Source organism: Methylotenera sp., assembly GCF_013141425.1.
In the GTDB taxonomy this organism is placed as follows: domain Bacteria; phylum Pseudomonadota; class Gammaproteobacteria; order Burkholderiales; family Methylophilaceae; genus Methylotenera.
Genome location: NZ_JABFRA010000067.1, coordinates 1 through 21,765, shown reverse-complemented (window position 1 = coordinate 21,765; position 21,765 = coordinate 1). Strand labels below are relative to the sequence as shown.

Annotated in this window: 24 protein-coding genes; 18 read left to right on the top strand and 6 right to left on the bottom strand. The window is 44.6% G+C overall.

Features of this window, described 5'->3' with window-relative positions:
* Window positions 1-650 (top strand): DMT family transporter (locus HOO90_RS05640; protein ID WP_292840594.1); only part of this gene is annotated, 650 nt, incomplete at its 5' end.
* Between the two features lie 50 nt (window positions 651-700).
* On the opposite strand, the gene HOO90_RS05635 is transcribed toward HOO90_RS05640, so the two are convergent.
* The 3 genes from HOO90_RS05635 to HOO90_RS05625 all read right to left on the bottom strand — a co-directional run bounded on the left by HOO90_RS05635 (window position 701) and on the right by HOO90_RS05625 (window position 2,357).
* The gene (locus HOO90_RS05635; RefSeq protein ID WP_292840591.1) at window positions 701-892 is read right to left on the bottom strand and encodes a hypothetical protein; all 192 of its coding nucleotides are present in this window, start codon (window positions 890-892) and stop codon (window positions 701-703) included.
* Window positions 893-958: 66 nt separating this feature from the next.
* Window positions 959-1,330 (bottom strand): DUF6869 domain-containing protein, encoded by a 372-nt coding sequence (locus tag HOO90_RS05630; protein ID WP_292840589.1) that lies wholly within the window; start codon window positions 1,328-1,330, stop codon window positions 959-961.
* A gap of 238 nt (window positions 1,331-1,568) precedes the next feature.
* Window positions 1,569-2,357, bottom strand: coding sequence for an exodeoxyribonuclease III (locus tag HOO90_RS05625; RefSeq protein ID WP_292840586.1), 789 nt, complete (start codon window positions 2,355-2,357; stop codon window positions 1,569-1,571).
* A 37-nt stretch (window positions 2,358-2,394) separates the two neighbouring features.
* Between HOO90_RS05625 and pyrE the strand changes: the two genes are divergently transcribed.
* The gene (gene pyrE / locus HOO90_RS05620; protein WP_292840583.1) at window positions 2,395-3,048 is read left to right on the top strand and encodes an orotate phosphoribosyltransferase; all 654 of its coding nucleotides are present in this window, start codon (window positions 2,395-2,397) and stop codon (window positions 3,046-3,048) included.
* Window positions 3,049-3,068: 20 nt separating this feature from the next.
* A complete protein-coding gene (locus HOO90_RS05615) occupies window positions 3,069-3,947 on the top strand; it encodes a DUF4124 domain-containing protein (protein WP_292840580.1) in 879 nt (292 codons plus the stop codon).
* A 45-nt stretch (window positions 3,948-3,992) separates the two neighbouring features.
* Here the strand turns inward: HOO90_RS05615 and gatB are convergent, their stop codons facing one another.
* From gatB to gatC, 3 genes are read right to left on the bottom strand one after another with little or no spacing between them, the layout of a single operon-like run.
* Window positions 3,993-5,438, bottom strand: a complete 1,446-nt coding sequence (gene gatB / locus HOO90_RS05610; protein WP_292840577.1) for an Asp-tRNA(Asn)/Glu-tRNA(Gln) amidotransferase subunit GatB — start codon at window positions 5,436-5,438, stop codon at window positions 3,993-3,995.
* Window positions 5,438-6,922: an Asp-tRNA(Asn)/Glu-tRNA(Gln) amidotransferase subunit GatA gene (gene gatA / locus HOO90_RS05605; protein ID WP_292840574.1), complete on the bottom strand. Its 1,485-nt coding sequence runs from the start codon at window positions 6,920-6,922 to the stop codon at window positions 5,438-5,440. The genes gatB and gatA overlap by 1 nt, the downstream gene beginning before the upstream one ends.
* A 22-nt stretch (window positions 6,923-6,944) precedes the next feature.
* A complete protein-coding gene (gene gatC, locus HOO90_RS05600; protein WP_292840571.1) occupies window positions 6,945-7,259 on the bottom strand; it encodes an Asp-tRNA(Asn)/Glu-tRNA(Gln) amidotransferase subunit GatC in 315 nt (104 codons plus the stop codon).
* A gap of 211 nt (window positions 7,260-7,470) precedes the next feature.
* On the opposite strand from gatC, the gene HOO90_RS05595 reads away from it, so the two are divergent.
* The 15 genes from HOO90_RS05595 to HOO90_RS05525 all read left to right on the top strand — a co-directional run.
* Complete coding sequence (locus tag HOO90_RS05595; protein ID WP_292840568.1) at window positions 7,471-8,514, top strand: rod shape-determining protein; 1,044 nt, start codon at window positions 7,471-7,473, stop codon at window positions 8,512-8,514.
* A gap of 256 nt (window positions 8,515-8,770) precedes the next feature.
* Window positions 8,771-9,778 carry a rod shape-determining protein MreC gene (gene mreC / locus HOO90_RS05590; RefSeq protein WP_292840565.1) on the top strand — a complete coding sequence of 336 codons (1,008 nt, stop codon included), beginning with the start codon at window positions 8,771-8,773 and terminating at the stop codon, window positions 9,776-9,778.
* Window positions 9,765-10,244 (top strand): rod shape-determining protein MreD, encoded by a 480-nt coding sequence (gene mreD / locus HOO90_RS05585; protein WP_292840562.1) that lies wholly within the window; start codon window positions 9,765-9,767, stop codon window positions 10,242-10,244. Before mreC ends, mreD begins: the two co-directional genes overlap by 14 nt.
* Before the next feature lie 24 nt (window positions 10,245-10,268).
* The gene (gene mrdA, locus HOO90_RS05580; protein ID WP_292840559.1) at window positions 10,269-12,221 is read left to right on the top strand and encodes a penicillin-binding protein 2; all 1,953 of its coding nucleotides are present in this window, start codon (window positions 10,269-10,271) and stop codon (window positions 12,219-12,221) included.
* A complete protein-coding gene (gene rodA / locus HOO90_RS05575) occupies window positions 12,214-13,308 on the top strand; it encodes a rod shape-determining protein RodA (protein ID WP_292840556.1) in 1,095 nt (364 codons plus the stop codon). Before mrdA ends, rodA begins: the two co-directional genes overlap by 8 nt.
* A gap of 131 nt (window positions 13,309-13,439) precedes the next feature.
* Entirely contained in the window at window positions 13,440-14,402 is a 963-nt protein-coding gene (locus HOO90_RS05570) for a septal ring lytic transglycosylase RlpA family protein (protein ID WP_292840554.1), read from the top strand.
* A complete protein-coding gene (locus HOO90_RS05565) occupies window positions 14,395-15,615 on the top strand; it encodes a D-alanyl-D-alanine carboxypeptidase family protein (protein WP_292840552.1) in 1,221 nt (406 codons plus the stop codon). Before HOO90_RS05570 ends, HOO90_RS05565 begins: the two co-directional genes overlap by 8 nt.
* Window positions 15,616-15,638: 23 nt before the next feature.
* A complete protein-coding gene (locus HOO90_RS05560; protein ID WP_292840549.1) occupies window positions 15,639-15,920 on the top strand; it encodes a DUF493 domain-containing protein in 282 nt (93 codons plus the stop codon).
* A 43-nt stretch (window positions 15,921-15,963) separates the two neighbouring features.
* Window positions 15,964-16,620 carry a lipoyl(octanoyl) transferase LipB gene (gene lipB / locus HOO90_RS05555; protein WP_292840546.1) on the top strand — a complete coding sequence of 219 codons (657 nt, stop codon included), beginning with the start codon at window positions 15,964-15,966 and terminating at the stop codon, window positions 16,618-16,620.
* Window positions 16,613-17,590 carry a lipoyl synthase gene (gene lipA / locus HOO90_RS05550; protein ID WP_292840543.1) on the top strand — a complete coding sequence of 326 codons (978 nt, stop codon included), beginning with the start codon at window positions 16,613-16,615 and terminating at the stop codon, window positions 17,588-17,590. Before lipB ends, lipA begins: the two co-directional genes overlap by 8 nt.
* A gap of 15 nt (window positions 17,591-17,605) precedes the next feature.
* A complete protein-coding gene (gene gshA / locus HOO90_RS05545; protein WP_292840540.1) occupies window positions 17,606-18,901 on the top strand; it encodes a glutamate--cysteine ligase in 1,296 nt (431 codons plus the stop codon).
* Window positions 18,902-18,911: 10 nt separating this feature from the next.
* Window positions 18,912-19,838, top strand: a complete 927-nt coding sequence (gene gshB / locus HOO90_RS05540) for a glutathione synthase (protein WP_292840537.1) — start codon at window positions 18,912-18,914, stop codon at window positions 19,836-19,838.
* A gap of 96 nt (window positions 19,839-19,934) precedes the next feature.
* A complete protein-coding gene (locus tag HOO90_RS05535; protein ID WP_292840534.1) occupies window positions 19,935-20,993 on the top strand; it encodes an FAD:protein FMN transferase in 1,059 nt (352 codons plus the stop codon).
* A gap of 10 nt (window positions 20,994-21,003) precedes the next feature.
* Window positions 21,004-21,384 carry a NusG domain II-containing protein gene (locus tag HOO90_RS05530; RefSeq protein ID WP_292840531.1) on the top strand — a complete coding sequence of 127 codons (381 nt, stop codon included), beginning with the start codon at window positions 21,004-21,006 and terminating at the stop codon, window positions 21,382-21,384.
* Window positions 21,385-21,406: 22 nt separating this feature from the next.
* Window positions 21,407-21,765 (top strand): Gx transporter family protein (locus HOO90_RS05525; protein ID WP_292840528.1); only part of this gene is annotated, 359 nt, incomplete at its 3' end.

Genomic DNA, 21,765 nt, shown 5'->3' with positions numbered 1-21,765 from the left:
TTCGCGGCTTATGCATGGCGAATACCAATTTGATGTTTATCAGCGCGTTACACTACATTCCGCTAGCCGAAGGCACCGCAATTATTTATCTCAGTCCGTTATTAGTCACCGCCATGTCAGGCCCGCTTTTGGGTGAACGAATCGCGCGATTGCAGTGGGTGGCTGTGGCGGTTGGCTTTATCGGCGTTTTATTCATCGTACGCCCCGGTGGAAGCCTATTTCACCCAGTGGCCTTGTTAGCGCTAGGTGCAGCACTCTCGTTCAGCCTATATCAAATCATCACCCGCAAGCTTAACCATACCGACAAATCCAGCACCACCAACTTTATTAGTGGATTGGTTTGCGCCTTGGTCACCAGCTTGTTACTACCATTTTTCTGGAAAACACCCACACTGTATTTTGCTATATTGATGATCTTGCTCGGCGTATCAGCACTTGTTAGCCACCTGTGGATGACTAAAGCCTACCAACACGCCAAACCCTCCACCCTCGCGCCCTTTTCATATACGCAACTTTTATTTGCAGGCTTAATCGGCTATCTCTTTTTTGACCACATCCCAGATTTTATGAGCTTGGTCGGCATGTTGATTATTGTAGCAGGCGGGTTGTTGGTGTTTAGTAAAATTAGCTACAAAAGAGCAGATAAATAGGAACGAAAGCACCTGCCCTGCAAGTCAATATCCATGCGGGTCGCAGGGTATCATACTTTTGACTTTCTCTCCCCTGCTACCGCGCCGAGCAGCGCAAGCTTGATGGGAGTTTTCGGCAAGCGACTGTTTGAGCCAAGTGATTTATTTGGCAAGTTCCGATTGCCGCCCACTAAGCTGAGCAGCGCAGGAAACAAGCGGTAGGGGGTGTCATTTACTTTGGTTACTTTCTTTTGGACATGCAAAAGAAAGTAACTCGCCTAGTGGCGAAAAGAAAAGTCCACCGTCCCGCTTGAATGATGGGTTGGAGCTTACCATTTGTTGCCCCAATACTTTGAAAGTTGTTTAACAACATTTGGGTTAATACCACTGCCCCAGACTCCATTAAGAAGAAGCCTGAAATCGGGGCGTTGTCTTACAAGTTCCTCTATTCTTCCGACATATGTCTCACCATGCTCAACTAGTAAATCCTCAAGAGGACCTGCTGCTAATACTTGAAAATGATGATTCATTGTATCTGCTGGTATTGTTTTTAGGATTTCGAGAATAGCCTCAAGGCAAAGGGTTGGATTTTCTCTCGGAATATCAAAATCAAGGTCGAATTTATCAACCCCTATAGCAGGATTGGGCTGTGACCATTTCTCGATCCAAGCGGACGCAACTTCCTGTGCTGATTTATCCATAAGCTCAAACGTAAAGTAGGCATCCGATTTGACGGAGTCAAAGACATCAAATCGGATGCTAATTAAATTTCAAAAAATAAAGTATGTAATAAAATCATAGTATTAACTATTTTTATATTGCCTAAAATTTATATTCATACGCAATGCTATAAACATACTTATGATGCACATTAACAGGACAGTCAAAAGTAATCAATAATTTTGAACAAGGAAGCAAACTAATTAATTAAGAAAACCCCTAATCCAAATACTCCACTATCAACGGCGCATGATCACTAAACTTCTCTGCCTTATAAATACTCGTTGCAACCGCCTTTGCCGCGGTGGCTGGCGTGGTAATTTGGTAATCTAACCGCCAACCCACATTCTTTTCATACGCTGCACCTCGGTTACTCCACCATGTGTAGCATTCATCTGTGGTGTTGGGGTGCAGGGTGCGGTAAACATCTACCCAGCCTACTTCGTCAAACAAAGTGGTCAGCCATGCGCGTTCTTCTGGCAAAAAGCCTGAATTTTTCTTGTTGCCTTTGTAGTTTTTAAGGTCGGCCTCTTTGTGAGCGATGTTCCAATCGCCACAAATAATGATTTCACGGCCGCTTTTAATGAGCGTTTGCATGTGTAGCATAAAGCGCGTCATGACGCTGAATTTAAAAGCTTGGCGCTCTTCTCCACTTGAGCCGCTTGGCAAATAAAGCGAAATCACACTTAAGTTACCAAACTGGCATTCTAAATAGCGGCCTTCGCTATCAATGTCTTGAACGCCATTGTTTGAGCCACCTAGCCCTTCAATCACCGCATCTGGCTTGATTTTAGTGTAAATGCCAACGCCGCTGTAGCCTTTTTTTTCTGCGTAATGAAAATAGCCGTGATAGCCGGGAGGATTGAGCATTACTGGCGTCATATCGGCCTGTTGTGCTTTAATTTCTTGCATGCAAACGATATCGGCCTGTTGTGCTTGTAGCCAAGTTTGTACTCCTTTATTTGTAGCAGAACGTATACCATTTAGGTTTAGCGATATAATCTTCAAAACTTGTTCCTTAAATTTACTCGATTTAATTTAGATTATGAATCAACGAAATAATGTCAGCCAAGAGTTTATCGCATTTGCGGTGCAAAAAGAGGTATTGCGTTTTGGTGAATTTAAAACCAAAGCAGGTAGATTAAGCCCCTATTTCTTTAACGCTGGGCTGTTTAACGATGGCGAAAGTTTACTTAAACTGGGTGAATTTTATGCCGCCGCAATTAAAAACTCCGGCATTGAGTTCGACATGTTATTTGGCCCAGCTTATAAAGGCATCACTTTAGTCGCAAGTATTGCCATTGCCTTTGCCAGAGCGGGTGAAAATATACCTTATGCCTACAACCGTAAAGAAGCCAAAGACCATGGCGAGGGTGGCGTCATCGTGGGAAGTCCGCTTAAGGGTCGAGTACTTATCATTGATGACGTAATCTCGGCAGGCACTTCTGTGCGTGAGTCGGTTGAGCTTATTAATGGGAATAACGCCAAGGCTTGTGGTGTAGCCATTGCGATAGACCGGCAAGAACGTGGCACTGGCGACCTTTCTGCCGTGCAAGAGGTCATTAAAACCAATGGTATCCCTGTTTGTGCTATTGCTAATTTAAGTGACTTAATTCAATATTTACAGCATCAAAATAATTTGGTACAAAATTTGCAGTCCATTCAGGCGTATCGCCAACAATATGGCGTTGATTCATAAAGTGAAAATTAATTTGCCCGATGATGTATTTGCCTACAATTAATCTAAGAAATACCAATATGGTGAGACTTGCCAGCTCACTTTATCTGTTTGTTAGCTGCTTGTTTTTACTCGCTGGTTTTTCACTGCACGTGCATGCGGAAGCTAGCAAAATTGTGAAGTGGAAAGATGCAAATGGCGTGACCCATTATGGTGACAAACTGCCAGCACAAGACGCTGGACGGGGAAATAGCGTGCTGAACAAACAAGGCACCGTGGTTAAAACCAATGAATCCTTTAACCCAAATGCCAACACACAAGAAATTGAAAAAGTTTCTGCTGAACAACTCAGGCAAGATAGCGCGCTGTTAGCTTCATACTCGTCCGTTGAGGAAATTGAGTTAGCGCAAAATCGTAATTTAAAAAGTGACCAATTGGCATTGCAAGCATTACAGCAACGCCAAGAAGATTTGAAAAAGAATTTACGTAATTTAAATACTAAATTTTCTGGTAAAAAAATGCCGCCTCATATTGTTGAAGAAGTAAAAGGCTACCAGTTGCAAATACTAAAAAATATATCAGAAATTAAAACCGTAGAAAGTAGTATTTCTCAAACAACAGCTCGTTTTGCTAATTATAAACAGCGCTATCTTGAGCTACGTCCACGTGATCAAAATCTCACTTACATTAAAGCCAAGAAAAAAACTTTGACTGAACTTCAAGCTTGGAAAGCTGATGCAAACACTCGCTTGAATTTTAATTTAGACAAAGCGTTGAGCTATAAACGTGCTGGTATTGAAGCGCCTCCGCATGTCAGAGATGGCATTGAACAAGCCAATAGAGAGGTCGCACGGGCTGATGAAGAAATAGCAGAGATGCAAGAATCCATTAAAAAATCGCAGCAAAGCTTTATTAAGTAGGCCTTACTTAGCAACCAACGGCCATATATAACATGATTTTTACGCTTAACTTAGTTTTTTCTTAAGCAATTCGTTTACTTGCGCAGGGTTCGCTTTACCTTTAGATGCTTTCATGGCCTGCCCAACCAGTGCATTAAACGCTTTTTCTTTACCCGCTTTAAATTCTTCGACCATGGCTGGGTTTGCGGCTAATACCTCATCAATAATCGCTTCAATTGCACCGCTGTCTGACTCTTGCTTTAGGCCTTTAGTAGCAATAATGCCATCAACATCCCCTTCTGCATTCCAAAGTGCTTCAAATACCTGTTTTGCGGCATTGTTTGAAATCGTATTGTCACTAATTCGTTTTAATAATTGGGCAAGCTGTTGCGCATTGATTGGTGATTCACTAATACCAATATCGGCGGCATTCAATTTAGCGGCCAAAGCGCCCATTATCCAATTTGCTGATTGTTTCGCATCAGCGCCAGCATCAGCCGTAGCAACAAAATAGCCCGCTAATTCACGCGAAGTAGTCAGCGCACTGGCATCGTAGGCTGATAGCGCATAGTGTGCTTCAAAGCGTGCTTTCATGGCCTCTGGCAGCTCTGGCATCGTGGCTTTTACCGCTGCTTTATCGGCTTCTGAAATCACCAAGGGCAATAAATCTGGGTCAGGGAAATAGCGATAATCGTTCGCTTCCTCTTTGCTACGCATCGAGCGTGTTTCGCCTGTGTCTGGGTTAAATAAGACGGTTGCTTGTTGAATCGTTCCGCCATCTTCTAGCGTTTCAATTTGCCAGCGAGTTTCGTATTCAATGGCTTGCTGCATGAATTTGAAGGAGTTTAAGTTTTTAATCTCACGACGCGTACCAAGCTTTTCTGTGCCTTTTTGGCGCACCGATACGTTCACGTCACAGCGAAAGCTGCCTTCTTGCATGTTACCGTCGCAAATGCCTATCCATTGCACAAGTTCGTGCAATTTTTTAGCATAGGCTACCGCTTCAGCGGCCGAGCGCATATCTGGCTCTGTCACGATTTCTAACAAGGGCGTACCAGCACGGTTTAAATCAATGCCACTCATGTCATCCACAGCGCCATGCACCGATTTACCCGCATCCTCTTCCAAATGCGCACGCGTGATATTCACCACTTTTTCATAAGCCGCATTTTTACCTACCGCAGGCACTTGTATGGTGACAGCGCCTTTGCCCACCACGGGCAACTCAAATTGACTGATTTGATAGCCCTTTGGTAAATCTGGGTAAAAATAGTTTTTACGTGCAAAAACAGAACGTGGCGCAATATGCGCATTGATTGCCAAACCAAACTTAATCGCGCAATGTACGGCTTCTTTATTTAAAACTGGTAACACGCCTGGCAAAGCAATACTGACTTCGCAAGCTTGCGTATTTGGTTCTGCACCGTATTTGATAGAAGCACCTGAAAAAATCTTCGTGTTTGTTTTTAATTGGGTGTGAGTTTCCAGCCCAATGACGACTTCCCATTCCATTATTTAGCTTCCTTTGGCAATACCAGTTCTGGCATTCTCTCGTGCCAATCTGTCACTTGTTGATATTTATGCGCCACATTCAACATGCGCGCTTCATCAAAATAATTACCGATAATTTGCAAACCCACTGGTAACGATACGCCATCGTCACTTTGTGCAAAGCCTGCTGGCACGCTCATGCCTGGCAAACCCGCTAAGTTGGTAGAGATGGTATAAATATCTTGTAGGTACATGGCAACAGGGTCATCCACTTTCTCGCCTGCCTTAAATGCGGTGGAGGGTGCCGCTGGCCCCATAATCACATCACATTGTTTAAATGCTTCGACAAAATCTTGTGCAATCAAACGGCGAATCTGTTGTGCTTTTAAGTAGTAAGCATCGTAATAACCTGCACTTAATACATACGTACCAATCAAGATGCGGCGTTTGACTTCTGCACCAAAACCTTCAGCACGGCTCTTGTTGTACATGTCCATCAAATCTGTATATTCCGCAGCGCGGTGGCCATAACGTACACCGTCGTAGCGTGATAAATTACTTGAAGCCTCCGCAGGTGCTAACACGTAATAAACAGGTATCGATAAGCCAGTATTGGGTAATGAAATATCTACAATTTCCGCACCGAGTTTTTTGTATTCAGCAATGGCAGCTTCAATCACTTTACCTACGTTGGTATCTAAACCTTCTGAAAAATATTCTTTTGGCAGACCCACTTTTAGGCCTTGCAATGGCTTGTTTAAATCTCTCGTGTAATCTTCTTTTTCACGATTCAAGCTGGTTGAATCACGTTCATCAAAACCCGCCATCACGTTCATCATCAATGCGCAATCTTCTGCACTTTTAGCCATTGGACCCGCTTGGTCTAATGATGAAGCAAAAGCAATCATACCAAAGCGCGACACAACGCCATAAGTTGGCTTTAAGCCAGTAAAACCGCATAAAGAAGCAGGCTGGCGAATAGAGCCTCCAGTATCGGTGCCAGTTGCCGCCGCACAAAGCCTTGCTGCCACAGCTGCTGCACTGCCACCACTACTGCCGCCGGGCACCCGGTCAAAACTCCACGGGTTTTTTACGCCACCAAAATAGCTAGTCTCGTTCGACGAACCCATGGCGAATTCATCCATATTGGTTTTACCCAAATTTACCGCACCCGCCGTATCAAACTGCGTAATCACATGTGCATCATAGGGGGCTATAAAATTAGCCAGCATTTTAGAACCGCAAGTGGTTTGCCAACCTTTTGCGCAAAAAATATCTTTTTGCGCAAAAGGCACGCCCGTTAATGGCATAGCATTACCAGAGGCAATTCGCTCATCCGCTGCTTTGGCTTGTGCAATTGTTCTAGCCTCGTCTAAAGCAATATAGGCATTGATGCTTGGGTTGTATTGTTGAATGCGATTTAAAAAAGTTTGTGTTAATTCAACACTCGAAATCTTCTTCGTTTGGAGCAGGTCTCCAAGCTGTTTTAGGCTACTGTTAATCATATTCAAGTCTTAATTTAAGTTCTTATTCAATTACTTTAGGTACTAGATACAGACCATCCCCTACCGCAGGCAGTGTTGAGCCATTCCCCAGTATCGGAGCATTTTTTTGAAACTCATCGCGCAGATTGATTTTAGTCACCACATCTTCACGCAAACGCTGATTTAAATCCTGCGAATGGGACATGGGCTCAATGCCAGAGGTATCTACCGCTTGCATCTGCTCAATCAATCCTAGAATACCGGTAAGTTTACTCAGCGTAGCCGCCGCATCGCTGTCAGTTACTTCAATACGCGCCAAATGCGCGACTTTTTTAATATCTTCAATGCTTAATGCCATGTTTCATTAATCCAAAATTTAATTAACACTTTTTGACAATTCAATCGCGTCTCTTTGCCATAACTTCTCGTTACAATTAAGTTGTAACGAACGCTTAATTTTCAACTCGATTTGCGGTATTATACCTGCATTTTACTGACGCCTTAATCGTGCTTTTACAATAAGCAGCGCATCGGGCAGTTATCTTGCATCAAACCACAGGAAAAACACAATGTTCGGTTTTATAACTAGTTACTTTTCAAACGACCTAGCGATTGACTTGGGTACAGCAAATACCCTTATTTATTCACGTGGCAAGGGCATCGTTTTAGACGAACCTTCAGTCGTCGCAATTCGCCTTGAAGGCGGTCCGGGTGGCAAAAAGATTTTATTAGCTGTTGGTGCAGAAGCCAAAGGTATGCTGGGTCGTGCGCCAGCCAATATTCAAGCAATTCGTCCAATGAAAGACGGCGTGATTGCCGATTTCACCATTACCGAGCAAATGCTCAAATATTTTATCCGCCGTGTGCATGATGCACGCTGGTTTTCCCCAAGCCCTCGCATCATTATTTGCGTGCCCGTTGGCTCAACACAAGTGGAACGCCGTGCGATTAAAGAATCTGCAGAACGTGCTGGCGCTAAACAAGTATTCTTGATTGAAGAGCCAATGGCTGCAGCAATCGGTGCAGGCATGCCAGTTTCTGAGGCTACTGGCTCTATGGTGGTAGATATTGGTGGTGGCACAACTGAAGTGGGCGTGATTTCACTAGGCGGTATTGTTTACGCCAAATCTGAACGCGTAGGTGGTGATAAATTTGACCAAGCGATTATCGACTACATCCGTCGCAATTACGGCATGCAAATCTCTGAGCCAACTGCAGAAAACATCAAAAAAACCATTGGTTCTGCTTTCCCAGGTTCTGCAGTTTTAGAGATGGAAGTGACGGGCCGCAATCTTGCTGAAGGTTTGCCGCGTAAATTCACTATTTCAAGCAATGAAATATTAGAGGCACTAACCGAGCCATTGAACGCGATTGTCGGTGCTGTAAAATCTGCGCTTGAGCAAACTCCACCCGAATTAGGCGCTGATATTGCCGAAAAAGGCATGGTGTTGACTGGCGGTGGTGCATTATTACGCGACATTGACCGATTGCTGGTTGAAGAAACTGGCTTACCCGTTATCGTCGCAGAAGATCCATTAACTTGTGTGGCGCGAGGTTGTGGCCGCGCTTTAGAGGAAATCGATAAGCTTGGAAGCATTTTCGCTTACGAATAACGACAATAGTAGAGAGTGAGATTTTAAGCGATGGATTCTCTGGTCGATTAAAATGGGCGAATCCTCCAAGTACCGAATTACCGCGATTGAAGCAAACGTATTAAACTAAAGATTTAGGCCGTATTATGCGGCCTAAATTACATAATGCAGACCAATCAAGCACTTTTATGCACGCTTTTTTTTGCAATACTGGTTGCCTAAAGAAATGCACAAAAAAACGAACTTCAGTTTTGAGAATTTAAATACTGTTTAACAAATGTCGCACCGTATAAATCATAAGCTTGAACATCAGGCCGCCCCCGCATTTTTTGTGCGTGGCCCCAGCGCATTTGCACGATTGGCTTTTTTTTCAGTTTTATCCATCGCACTTATGGCGTCTGATTCACGTCTGCATTACCTCACCGGATTACGCCAAAACCTACAAGCCATTCTACATCCGCTACAATTGCTTGCCAATACGCCAGCTCAGATTTACCGTAATATTGATGAATACTTTACGACACACGACAGGTTGCTCAATGAGAATCGTCAATTAAAGCAACATGAGCTTCAGCAAGCTATCGCTTTGCAAAAATTGAACACCTTGGCTCTCGAAAATGAATACTTGCGCGAACTGTTACAAACCAATAAGTCCATTATTGAAAGCAGCATCGTGGCGGAAATAATGCATGTGGGTCGTGATTTATTCACAAAAAAGATTATCGTGAATCGCGGTTTTAGCCATGGCGTCGAAGCGGGGGAAGCCGTGGTTGATGGCACTGGCGTCATTGGTCAAGTAACCCGCGTGTATCCGTTAAGTAGCGAGGTGACGCTCATTACCGATAAATACCTAGCAATTCCAATACAAGTGGAACGCAATGGTTTACGTGCGATTGCATTTGGGCACGGACGTGACAACACAATGGATTTACCTTACTTACCAACCAATGTGGATATAAAACGTGGTGACAAATTAGTGACCTCTGGCATTGACGGCGTTTATCCTGCAGGGCTTGCCGTTGCAATGGTATCGCACATTGAGATTACGCCTGACTCGCCTTTTGCGCGCATCATTTGCATGCCAACCGGCGGCGTTGAGAATCACCGCCAAGTATTGTTAGTTAGTATTCCTCAAACAGCTAAATTAGCTATCGAACAGAGCAAAGTAGAAGCGCTAGCAAAACCGCTTGACAGCAAAGAAGCTGACGCGAAACCAAACCAAACCAAACCAGCTGATACAAAACCAAACCCAGATAATACGAGCAAACCCCATGCCACCGAGTAAGCTAAAGTCCGTTTACTTTTCGCTCATTGTAGCGTTCATTTTTCTACTTCTACCTTGGTCTGGAGTCTGGTTAAAAATTCGCCCAGATTTTCTGTTGCTTGTGGTTGTTTTTTGGATAATACGTGCTCCAAATTTATGCAATGTTGGCACTGCTTGGTTTGTCGGCTTGTTTGTAGATTTAGCCACGGGCAGCATATTTGGCCAACAGGCACTCGCCTATACTATTACCGCCTTTTTTGCCGTGACCTATCAACGTCGCCTCGTGTTATTTAACAATACACAACAACTTTTCTACGTATTTCTACTGTTGCTTATTTCACAAATCGCGCTACTAATATTTAAAACTTTCTCAGGGGCGGATTTTATAGGCTGGAGTTATTTTTTACCAAGCATTACTGGTATTTTATTATGGAAAATAGCAGTGCTACTCGGACTCAATACGGGCGGGCGTTCACGTGCCGCTTGATCAATCGAGGATTGGCATTTAGTAATGCGTTCCGAACTTAAAAACTTTTTGCACGAGCAATATTATTTTAGGTTGCGCTTAGGCTTTACCGCATTTGTGGTACTTTTCTTTTTCGGCATATTGGCTTTTCGCTTTTCGTATTTGCAGATTAAACAATATAAGCATTACCAGACACTCGCCGAAAACAATCGCATTTCCTTAGTGCCTATCGTTCCAAACCGCGGCTTAATTCTTGATAAAAATGGTGTTGTACTGGCACACAATTTCTTTGTATATACCCTCGAAATAACACCCTCGAAAGTTGAAAACCTAGAACAAACCATTGCAGAAGTTAGCAAACTCGTTGAAGTAAGCTCGCTAGACCGCAAACGTTTTAACAAACTGCGTGAAGAAAGCCGCAATTTTGAAAGTGTGCCGATTCGCACCCACCTCAACGAAGTAGAAGCGGCCAGCTTTGCCGTGAATCATTACCGATTTCCTGGCGTAGAAATCAAGTCGAGACTTTATCGCCACTACCCACTGGGCAAACTTGGTTCTCACATGGTGGGCTATATTGGCCGCATCAACGATAGAGATTTATTAAACCTAGAAAAAGAAGGCGTACTTTCCAATTACAAAGGCTCGGATCATGTAGGAAAAAGTGGGGTAGAGCAATTTTATGAGGCTCAGCTACATGGCACCACTGGTTTTCAACAGGTGGAAATTGATGCCGATGGCCGTGCAGTCCGCGTATTATCCAGTACCGCACCTGTGCCTGGTAGCAATCTGGTGTTGTCGATTGATAGCAAGATACAAGAAATCGCCGAAACCGCCTTTGGTGAACGACGTGGCGCTTTAGTCGCCATCAATCCTAAAACGGGGGAAGTGCTCAGCTATGTAAGCCAGCCCACTTTTGACCCGAATTTATTTGTTGACGGCATTGATGTTGACAATTGGAAACTACTCAACGAGTCACTAGACAAACCGCTTATTAATCGTCCCATACGCGGCATATACCCGCCAGGGTCAACCTTCAAGCCTTTTGTCGCCATGGCCGGGCTAGAGGCAGGTAAACGCGCGCCACCTTTTGCAATTCATGATGCAGGGTATTTTACTTTAGCCAATAGTTCACACCGATACCGCGACTGGAAACCTGGTGGACACGGCATGGTTGATATGCAACGTGCTATTACTATTTCTTGCGACACTTTTTTTTACGGTTTAGCGCTAGAATTAGGCATAGATAAATTAACTGATTTTGTACGGCATTTTAATTTTGGCAGGAAAACTGGCATCGATATTCAAGGCGAAAATGCAGGCTTGCTACCTACCCCTGAGTGGAAATCACGTCGTTTCAAACAACCTTGGTATCAGGGTGAAACGGTCATTGTCGGTATCGGCCAGGGTTATACTTTAGTGACGCCATTACAGCTTGCCCAAGCTACCGCAACCTTAGCCAACAATGGTGTGGCCATGAAACCGCATTTAGTGACCAAAATTCAAAAAGCCATTTCCAATGAAAGCCAAATGATTCCACTTGTCGTGCAAGACAGGATTCCGCTTAAACCAGAAAATATTGAGATTGTGAAACGCGGAATGATTGATGTGACATTGCCTGGAGGTACTGCAGCCAGTGTCGGCGCAAACGCAGGCTATAGCATTGCAGCAAAAACCGGCACAGCACAAGTAGTTGGCATCAAGCAAAATGCAAAATATAACGCCAGCGCGCTGGATGAGCGCCATCGTGACCATGCGCTATTTGTAGCTTACGCACCGGCAGAGGACCCCACCATTGCGCTTGCCGTTATCGTGGAAAATGGTGGTCATGGTGGCTCTGCCGCTGGCCCTATCGCTAGAAAAGTAATGGATTATTATTTATTAGGCAAATTGCCAACCCCTGAAAATACCACTTCTGACAAGAAAGAACCCCCAACTCTTACTGAGAATACCGGTACAACTACACCTATACTTGCACCTGAAGAAGAATTGCATGATTAGCAAACTGTTACAGCGATTCATAAAGCACATAGACCCTTTTCTGATGGCCTGCTTATTTTTTACCTTGATGGTAGGCCTATTTGTTCTCTATAGCGCTTCAGGACAAAGTGCATCACGGGTGTATGGACAAGGGCTCAACATAGTTGTGGCGTTCAGCTTCTTGTGGGTCGCCGCCAATATTGCGCCAAATCAACTCGAGCGCGTTGCATTACCACTCTACATACTCGGCGTTTTTCTTTTAATTTGCGTTGAATTATTTGGCACAATTAGTCATGGTGCACAGCGCTGGTTAAACCTAGGGGTTACTACAATCCAACCCTCTGAGATTATGCGTATTGCCATGCCAATGATGCTCGCCTGGTATTTTTCGCAACGTGAAGGTAAGCCAAAAGTCGCCGACTTTGCGATTGGAGCCCTATTATTGGGTATTCCCGTAGCGTTAATTATGAAACAGCCCGACTTAGGGACATCACTACTCATTGCAGCTTCTGGCTTTTATATTTTGTTTTTAGCTGGGCTAAATTGGAAATTTTTGCTTGGCGGCATTGTTCTATTTGCCGCCTCTACGCCCATCCTATGGACTCTGCTACACGATTATCAGCGACGACGCATTGAAATACTGCTTGACCCAACACAGGATCCGCTGGGTTCTGGCTACCACACCATACAAGCGATTATTGCAATTGGTTCAGGTGGAGTTGCAGGTAAGGGCTGGCTTAACGGCACGCAAACACAGCTAGACTTTTTACCAGAGCGAACAACCGACTTTATATTTGCGGTATTTAGTGAAGAGTTTGGCTTTTTAGGCAACCTATTACTCCTCACTCTTTTTAGTCTAATTATCCTACGTGGCCTAGTGATTGCATCGCAAGCGCAAAGCACGTTTTCACGCTTGTTGGCGGGTAGCATCACACTGACATTTTTCACTTATGCATTTGTTAACATGGGCATGGTCAGCGGCATTCTGCCTGTGGTTGGCGTGCCATTACCTTTAATTAGTTATGGCGGAACTTCAATGGTGACAATATGCCTCAGCTTTGGTATCTTAATGAGCATTCAAACACATAAAAAACTGGTGGCAACTTAATGCTTGGGCTATTTTTAAAAAAGCATATTTTAGTAAACCGCCGATTATTATCGATGATGTCGAGGCTAGCAAGAAAATATGCTGTGTGGTGTGCAATCACCTTATTAGCCGCTTGTAGCTTAAATAGCCCTATGAAATCAACTACCCCTTCGCCCAGTGCAAAAACTCCAACTACATCGCCTGCCAAACCAATACCCGCAGAAACAAAACCCTCAACAGCCAATGAAGTCATCACAAAAATAGAACCAAAACCAGAATTAAAACCGGGCTCAGGAGGCTATTACTTAGATGATGGTCCAGGTGAGAATGCCCCCGCCAATATCGACAGTATCCCAAGTGCAACGCTAAAAACAGAGCCCTATCACGCACGTGCTAACAGACCTTATTCGGCTTTGGGCCAACGCTATACGCCCATGAACAGCTATGTGCCCTATAAAAAACAGGGTATTGCCTCTTGGTATGGCAAGCGATTTCATGGCAAAAAAACTTCGACTGGCGAAATTTATGATATGTATGCCATGACGGCTGCACATACGATATTGCCGATTCCAAGCTACGCCAAAGTGACTAATCCTGCCAATGGTCGCTCTGTGATTGTTCGCATCAACGACAGAGGGCCATTTAAACATAAGCGCTTAATCGATTTATCTTATGCCGCTGCACATCAACTACGCTTGATAGATCAAGGTAGTGGTTTGGTTGAAGTGGAAACAATAGACACCAGTGCAGAAGCGATACAAAAACAGTCTGACAATAATTTGTTAGCGAATCAGTCATCCTTCGACAACCTAGCAAACATTAGCAAATCGATTGCAAACCCCGCAGAACAAAGCTTGCCTGCAGCAGTAACGAATGCCAACACGACTCAATATTACGTACAAGCAGGCGCTTTTAAAAATGAGGCTAACGGCACACTTTTACAGAAAAAAATCCAGAGTCTGAATCTTGTTGAAAATGTAGCCGTTGCTAACGTGTATAATGATGGCCTTTATCGCGTAAAGCTCGGGCCCTACGCAAGCAAAAATGAAGCTGATATTTCTGCTGCCAATATTCGCAGACAACTAAACGCCCCCGCACACGTCACTAATGAATAACTTTACTGCCATGCAAACAAATACCAACATCGTACTTAGTCACTCTCTCACTTCATGGTTTAAAAGCCAAGTTAAACCTGGCTTTATAACGCTGGTTTTTATAGCCTCAAGTTTCACTTCCGTTGCACACGCTGGTAGCACGCAGATAGCTTCGCCACCAAATTTAGCGGTAAAAGCCTACTTACTTAAAGACTTTAATAGCCACCATGTGATTGCAGCACAAAACAGCAGCATGCGTGTTGAGCCTGCATCACTTACCAAAATCATGACGGCTTACTTAAGTTTCAAAGCCATTAAAAACGGTTTTTTATCTCCCGCCCAATCGCTACCAGTCAGTGAAATCGCCTGGAAAGTCGAGGGCTCAAAAATGTTTATTGAACCCAATAAACCAGTAACAGTGGATGAGCTTTTACACGGCATGATTATTCAATCAGGCAATGACGCCTCCATTACCTTGGCAGAAGGTATTGCCAGCACGGAAGCACAGTTTGCCGACATGATGAATAAAGAAGCGCAGCGTTTGGGCATGAAAAATACCCACTACATGAACGCAACAGGTTTGCCTGATCCGCAACATTACACTACAGCAGATGATTTAGCCATTCTCGCGACCGCCTTAATTCAAGACTTTCCCGAGCAGTATCAGCGTCTATATTCTGTCAAAGAATATACCTACAACAAAATTACCCAGCCCAACCGTAACCGACTGTTATGGCTAGACCCCAATGTAGATGGCATGAAAACGGGGCATACGCAATCCGCTGGCTATTGTTTAATTGCTTCAGCTAAACGGGATAATGTCCGCCGCATTTCCGTTGTCCTTGGCGCCCCTACCGATGCCGCACGTGCTACAGAAAGCCAAAAATTACTCAATTACGGGTATCAATATTTTGATACAAAATTAGTCTATAAAAATGGACAAAGCATAAATCAGCTAAAAGTTTGGAAAGGCAATGAAAATCAAGTGGCTTCTACGGTTAGCGATGATTTATTCGTTACCTTACCTAAAGGAGAGTATGCCAATGTAAAGGCCGTTCTATCTAGCGTTCAACCATTAATTGCCCCAATCAAAAAAGGTCAGATTATTGGTAGCGTAAAATTTACCTTAAACGGTAAAACAATTGATGAGCGCACCTTGGTTGCAGCAAAATCAATTGAGGGTGCAGGTGTTTTTGGACGCGCTTGGGATTCGATTAAGTTGCTTTTACAATAAAAACATACTTGCACGAATAAATTATGGCTGATATTGAACCGCATACCGCTGCACCCCTCATTGATTTTCCTTGCGACTTCCCGATCAAGGTTATGGGTAAAACGCAGAGTATTTTTAAAGAGACCGTTGTTCTTCTCATCAGCACCATTATCCCGACATTCTCACCCGAGCAGATTGAAATACGCGTCAGTTCTTCTGGCAAATACACCAGCCTGACCTGTACGGTACATGTGAAATCGCAAGCACAGTTAGATGATATTTACCGCCTGCTCAGTTCACATCCGCTTGTTAAATTTGCACTTTGAATTTTTTGTGACCTTGGCCAGTTCACCCCATTACAATTTTTAAATGCAGCCTTCTTTAAAAATAGCACAAGAAACACCTATTCCAGTAATCAGAGAGTTAGGGCTTAGCGATTTTACCGAAACTTGGCATGCCATGCAGAAGTTCACCGCGGCTCGAACCCCCAGCACGCCCGATGAAATTTGGCTGACGGAACATCCAGCCGTTTTTACCTTGGGGCTCAATCGCAAAAATGTTCGGTTACCGATTCGAGAGGATATTCCGGTCGTGCATACTGACCGTGGCGGAAAAATCACTTATCACGGGCCTGGGCAGCTTATTATTTACCTATTACTCGACCTAAACCGCCACCAACTCAATATACGAAAACTCGTCAGTATTTTAGAAAATACGGTCATCGAGTTGCTGGCAGACTATGGCCATACTGCTGAAGCCAAAACCGACGCCCCTGGCGTGTATGTGCAAGAAGCCAAAATTGCCTCACTTGGCTTACGTATAAAAAACAATTACTGCTATCATGGCCTAAGCTTGAATATCAACATGGACTTAACACCATTTGAAGCCATCGACCCTTGTGGTTTTGCAGGACTAAAAGTGACACAGACACAAGATTTAGGCATTGCTGCCAGCCTCCCAACGATTGCGGAGAGACTTATCGAAATTCTCTGCAAAAAATTAGCCGACGGACATTCGCATGACTGACCTTACTACGCCAAAAATTAATGAGAATAGAACAGGTTCTAAAATTGCAGGGATCAAAGAAATTGACGCCGCAAAGACCTCGCGTATTCCGATTAAGATTATTCCGCAACCGATGCAGCGTAAGCCCGAATGGATACGCATGAAAGCGCCCGATTCCGCACGCTATCAGGAAATCAAAAAAATTCTGCGCGACAACCAACTGCACACTGTTTGTGAAGAAGCAAGCTGCCCGAATATTGGTGAATGCTTTAGCGGCGGCACCGCAACCTTTATGATTTTAGGTGACATTTGCACCCGCCGTTGCCCCTTTTGCGATGTGGCACATGGTAAGCCCCTACCACCCGACAAAAACGAACCAGAAAATTTAGCGCGTACCATCGCCCAAATGAAACTTAATTACGTGGTCATAACCAGCGTAGACCGTGATGACCTGCCGGATGGCGGCGCGCAACATTTTGTCGATTGTATACATGCGGTACGCCAGCAATCACCTAATATTAAAATTGAAATATTAGTCCCCGATTTCCGTGGTCGCCTAGACGTAGCACTGGAAATATTGCGCAAAGCGCCGCCTGATGTAATGAATCACAATCTGGAAACTATCCCGCGCCTTTACAAGCAAGCCAGACCTGGTTCGGACTATCAAAACTCGCTCACCTTGCTAAAAAAATTTGGCGAAATGTACCCTGATATACCGACAAAATCGGGCCTAATGTTAGGATTAGGCGAAACCGACGATGAGATTTTAGCGGTTATGCAAGATTTGCGTGCGCATAATGTCAGCATGCTCACTTTAGGGCAATATCTGCAACCCAGCGTGCACCATTTGCCCGTAATGCGCTATGTAGAACCTGTTGTATTTGATCAATTAAAACAAAAAGCCGGAGCGATGGGCTTTAATAACACAGCAAGTGGCCCCATGGTAAGAAGTAGCTACCACGCCGATGTGCAAGCACACGAAGTATTATAAGTTTAGAAAGTATTTATGGTCCCACACTTAACAACCGCCTTGAATGGCCCGTTACTCAGCCTAGAAAAAAAGATGCTGGATGCCATGCCAAAAATCGAGCATTGGTTTCGTACCCAATGGCTAGAATATGCCTCACCATTTTATGCCAGTGTGGATTTACGCAACTCGGGTTTCAAGCTTGCACCCGTTGATACCAATTTATTCCCTGGTGGCTTTAATAACCTTAACCCAGACTTCTTGCCTTTAAGCGTACAGGCCGCCATGGTAGCGGTAGAAAAAATCTGCCCAGAAGCCCACCGCTTGCTGGTTATTCCAGAAAATCACACCCGCAATACTTATTACTTACGTAATGTTTATGAACTGGTTAACATTTTAAAACAAGCCGGGCTTGACGTGCGAGTAGGCTCCATTTCGCCTGAAATTACCGAGCCCGCAGAACTCGAAACACATGATGGTCACACCCTGCTGCTAGAACCAGTAGTGAGAATCGGCAATCGCATCAAACTCATCAATAAAACATTGGGCGATTTTGATAGCTGTGCGATTTTACTTAACAATGACCTGTCGGCAGGCATCCCAGAAATTCTTAAAAATCTGGAGCAAGATTTAATACCGCCGTTGCACGCAGGTTGGAGCACACGTCGAAAATCGCAACATTTTAGTGCGTATAACCGCGTGGCGAAAGAGTTTGCCGAACTGCTTGGCATTGATGAATGGCTACTCAATCCCTATTTTGAAACTTGTGGCGAGATTGACTTCCACGCACGCACCGGTGAAGAATGCCTTGCCCTAAAAGTAGCGCAATTACTTGAAAAGATTAAAATAAAATATGCGCAATATGGCGTCACCCAAGAACCATTTGTGATTGTAAAAGCTGACGCTGGCACCTATGGCATGGGCATTATGACGGTAAAGTCTCCTGACGATGTGCGTGATTTAAATCGCAAGGCTCGCAATAAAATGTCGGTCGTCAAAGAAGGCTTGCAGGTTTCTGAAGTGATTATTCAAGAAGGCGTGTACACCTTTGAAAGCATCAATGATGCGGTAGCCGAGCCTGTGGTATACATGATGGACCACTTTGTGATTGGTGGGTTTTACCGTGTCCACACTGGGCGCGACGTAGATGAAAACCTCAACGCACCAGGTTCGCATTTTGTGCCGTTGGCATTCGAAAAGCCCTGTACATTACCCGATTGCGCAGGTGCACCCGATGCCGCGCCGAATCGCTTTTACGCTTATGGCGTTGTGGCGCGCTTGGCGCTACTCGCCGCTGCAATTGAGCTACAAGAGCAAGACCCGCTCAATCAATAAATAAACGGCAATGAAACTACTCTTCATTTTAGACCCACTAGAAAGCTTAAAAGCCCATAAAGACACTAGTCTGGCCATTATGCGCGCGGCACAAAGCCGCGGCCACGAGTTATTTGTAAGCCAACAGCACGATCTTTTTTTACGTGGCGAAACGGCTAAAATTAACGCGCAAAAATTCACTTTTACGGCACAGCAATTTTCGACAGAACAGGCCATTGAATATGTGCCCGCGGCGTTTGACGCGATTATCATGCGCAAAGATCCGCCTTTTGATAACGAGTATCTTTACAGCACTTACCTGCTTGAAATCGCCGCCGAACAAGGCGGAAAGGTCTATAACAAACCAAGTGCGATTCGCAGTTGGAATGAAAAACTATCGGTCACACGGTTTCCGCAGTTTGCACCTGAATTTTTAGTCACGGCGAATAACAATTTGATTCGTGAATTTTTAAATTCGCATCAAGATATCGTGGTAAAGCCGTTAGACGGCATGGGTGGCAGCAGTATTTTTCGTTTAAGCTTAACAGACCCCAATATCAGCGTGATACTAGAGACCATCACCAATTTTGGCGCACGCACCATTATGGCGCAGCGCTATCTGCCTGAAATATTACAAGGCGATAAGCGAATTATTGTGATTGATGGCATGCCATTACCCTATGCGCTTGCACGTATTCCAAAAGCTGGCGAAACGCGTGGCAACTTGGCGGCGGGCGGCACAGGGGTGGCTCAAGCACTCAGCGCGCGTGATTTAGAAATCGCCACTACGGTTGGCAAAACGCTTAAGCAAGCAGGATTATTTTTAGTTGGCTTAGATGTGATTGGTGATTTTTTAACCGAGATTAATGTGACCAGCCCAACTGGCATGGTTGAGATAGCAAAACAAACAGACTGCAAACCAGCACAAGTTTTTCTAGAGGCCTTAGAGAAACGCTAGCCTCTAAGCTTGTTGCGCTTATCAAACCAGCCAAAGCGGGGAATGCCGATTTGAATCAAACCTAATATTTCGTTCTAAATCGTCTATCATATCCGTATGCGATATTTATTAATTCCCATCTTTCTTCTTCTCACAAGCTGTTTTGAAGAACCGCTCTACCATAGCCAAAGCTATGTGTTTGGCACCTTGGTGGATATCAGCATTTATGGTGAACCTGATGCGCGCGCAAGATCTCTTGCCAATCAAGTGTTGCAAGACTTTCAACAGTTACACGATCGCCTACACGCATGGAAGCCAATCTCAGCGGGCAAGCCGAGTGAGATTGGGCAATTAAATGCGACGTTTGAGGCGGGTAGCCAGCCCATTTCCATTCAACCAGATTTAGCCACCATGCTTGCCGATGCCAAACTACTTTCTATTAAATCTGAAGGCTTATTCAACCCAGCTATTGGCCATTTAATCGGCGCTTGGGGCTTTCAGCGCGATGAATTTGGTGCCGTAAAAATTGACGATGAAAAAATAAAATCATTAGTTAATGCCAAGCCAAGTATGGAAGATATTGTGCTTGAAGAACATACTGCCTATAGCAAAAATCGCGCGGTTAAGCTTGATTTAGGCGGCTATGCCAAAGGTTATGCGCTCGATTATGCTGCGCAATATTTACGCCAAACAGGCGTTAAAAATGCACTCATTAACATTGGTGGCAATATTATTGCCATTGGCCAGCATGGCAACAAAGCGTGGCGCATCGGCATACAACATCCGCGTGCACCCACCGCGATTGCTACAGTCGATTTACCCGATGGCTGGGCGGTTGGCACATCGGGCGATTACCAACGGTACTTCACGTTAAACGGTAAACGCTACTGCCATATCATCGACCCACGCACAGGTTACCCAGTACAACACACACAAGCCGTAACCGTGCTGGTGCCGCCACAAGCCACTCAGGAGACGCAGGCAGGTGTTTTGTCGGACGTCGCTTCCAAGCCGATTTTTATCGAATCAGCTGAGAATAAAAGCACGGCCGCACAAGCATTTGGCATTGATAATTTCATGGTGATTGATGCCAAAGGCCAGATTTTTGTGTCAAAGAGAATGGTTAATAAACTCAATTGGCTCAGCACAGATGTTAAATTCACCACGATTCAGTAACCTATTCACCTTGCCAAAGCAACTTTGCAAAGAGTTGCTCATAGGCGATTGGCTAATTGTTTTAACTGGCATACTAGGCATCGTCTTGTTATTTCAAACACTGTGGACCAATGAACATGCGGCTAAAGTACAAATCCGCCTAGGCGATAAAATCTACGCCACCTACAGCCTCAATCAGCAGCGCGAAATACATGTGCACGGCCCCATAGGTACTGCCACCATCAGCATTGCGCAAGGCAAAGCGCGTTTTGCAAAATCCCCTTGCCATAATCAATATTGCGTACATCAAGGCTGGCTAACGCGCGCGGGGCAAGCTGCCATTTGTTTGCCTAATCAAATTAGCCTAGAGTTACTAGGCGAAACGAAACCTTATGATTCACTTAATTATTAGCTCAGATTAAAGAGCAACCAGATTGAAACCAACCCAAATTCAAACCACTGCAGAAGACCACCGCATTGCCAAGCTTGCGGCCTTTGCCATTGCGCTACACATGGTAGAAGCCGTAATTCCATCGCCTTTACCAGGCGTAAAGCCTGGCATTGCCAATATCGTGACCTTGTATGTGCTGTACCAGTATGGTTTTGCCACCGCCGCATGGGTAAGTATTTTGCGGGTATTTGCCAGCAGCCTACTGCTTGGTCAGTTTTTATCCCCCACGTTTATTTTAAGTTTAAGTGGCGCATTGCTAAGTTTAGGCGTGCTATGGCTAGGCGTACACCTACCCAAAAAATGGTTCAGCCCAGTTTCACTCAGCATACTCGCTGCATTTGC

What these genes read in the sequence shown, in the direction of transcription:
- mrdA (WP_292840559.1), top strand. Translation starts at nt 10,269, where the DNA reads ATGCGTTCCGAACTTAAAAACTTTTTGCACGAGCAATATTATTTTAGG.
- HOO90_RS05560 (WP_292840549.1), top strand. Translation starts at nt 15,639, where the DNA reads ATGGCTGATATTGAACCGCATACCGCTGCACCCCTCATTGATTTTCCT.
- HOO90_RS05570 (WP_292840554.1), top strand. Translation starts at nt 13,440, where the DNA reads ATGAAATCAACTACCCCTTCGCCCAGTGCAAAAACTCCAACTACATCG.
- HOO90_RS05595 (WP_292840568.1), top strand. Translation starts at nt 7,471, where the DNA reads ATGTTCGGTTTTATAACTAGTTACTTTTCAAACGACCTAGCGATTGAC.
- gatA (WP_292840574.1), bottom strand. Translation starts at nt 6,922, where the DNA reads ATGATTAACAGTAGCCTAAAACAGCTTGGAGACCTGCTCCAAACGAAG.
- lipB (WP_292840546.1), top strand. Translation starts at nt 15,964, where the DNA reads ATGCAGCCTTCTTTAAAAATAGCACAAGAAACACCTATTCCAGTAATC.
- HOO90_RS05615 (WP_292840580.1), top strand. Translation starts at nt 3,069, where the DNA reads ATGATGTATTTGCCTACAATTAATCTAAGAAATACCAATATGGTGAGA.
- gatC (WP_292840571.1), bottom strand. Translation starts at nt 7,259, where the DNA reads ATGGCATTAAGCATTGAAGATATTAAAAAAGTCGCGCATTTGGCGCGT.
- lipA (WP_292840543.1), top strand. Translation starts at nt 16,613, where the DNA reads ATGACTGACCTTACTACGCCAAAAATTAATGAGAATAGAACAGGTTCT.
- rodA (WP_292840556.1), top strand. Translation starts at nt 12,214, where the DNA reads ATGATTAGCAAACTGTTACAGCGATTCATAAAGCACATAGACCCTTTT.
- mreC (WP_292840565.1), top strand. Translation starts at nt 8,771, where the DNA reads ATGTCGCACCGTATAAATCATAAGCTTGAACATCAGGCCGCCCCCGCA.
- gshA (WP_292840540.1), top strand. Translation starts at nt 17,606, where the DNA reads ATGGTCCCACACTTAACAACCGCCTTGAATGGCCCGTTACTCAGCCTA.
- HOO90_RS05630 (WP_292840589.1), bottom strand. Translation starts at nt 1,330, where the DNA reads ATGGATAAATCAGCACAGGAAGTTGCGTCCGCTTGGATCGAGAAATGG.
- HOO90_RS05535 (WP_292840534.1), top strand. Translation starts at nt 19,935, where the DNA reads ATGCGATATTTATTAATTCCCATCTTTCTTCTTCTCACAAGCTGTTTT.
- gshB (WP_292840537.1), top strand. Translation starts at nt 18,912, where the DNA reads ATGAAACTACTCTTCATTTTAGACCCACTAGAAAGCTTAAAAGCCCAT.
- HOO90_RS05565 (WP_292840552.1), top strand. Translation starts at nt 14,395, where the DNA reads ATGAATAACTTTACTGCCATGCAAACAAATACCAACATCGTACTTAGT.
- mreD (WP_292840562.1), top strand. Translation starts at nt 9,765, where the DNA reads ATGCCACCGAGTAAGCTAAAGTCCGTTTACTTTTCGCTCATTGTAGCG.
- gatB (WP_292840577.1), bottom strand. Translation starts at nt 5,438, where the DNA reads ATGGAATGGGAAGTCGTCATTGGGCTGGAAACTCACACCCAATTAAAA.
- pyrE (WP_292840583.1), top strand. Translation starts at nt 2,395, where the DNA reads ATGAATCAACGAAATAATGTCAGCCAAGAGTTTATCGCATTTGCGGTG.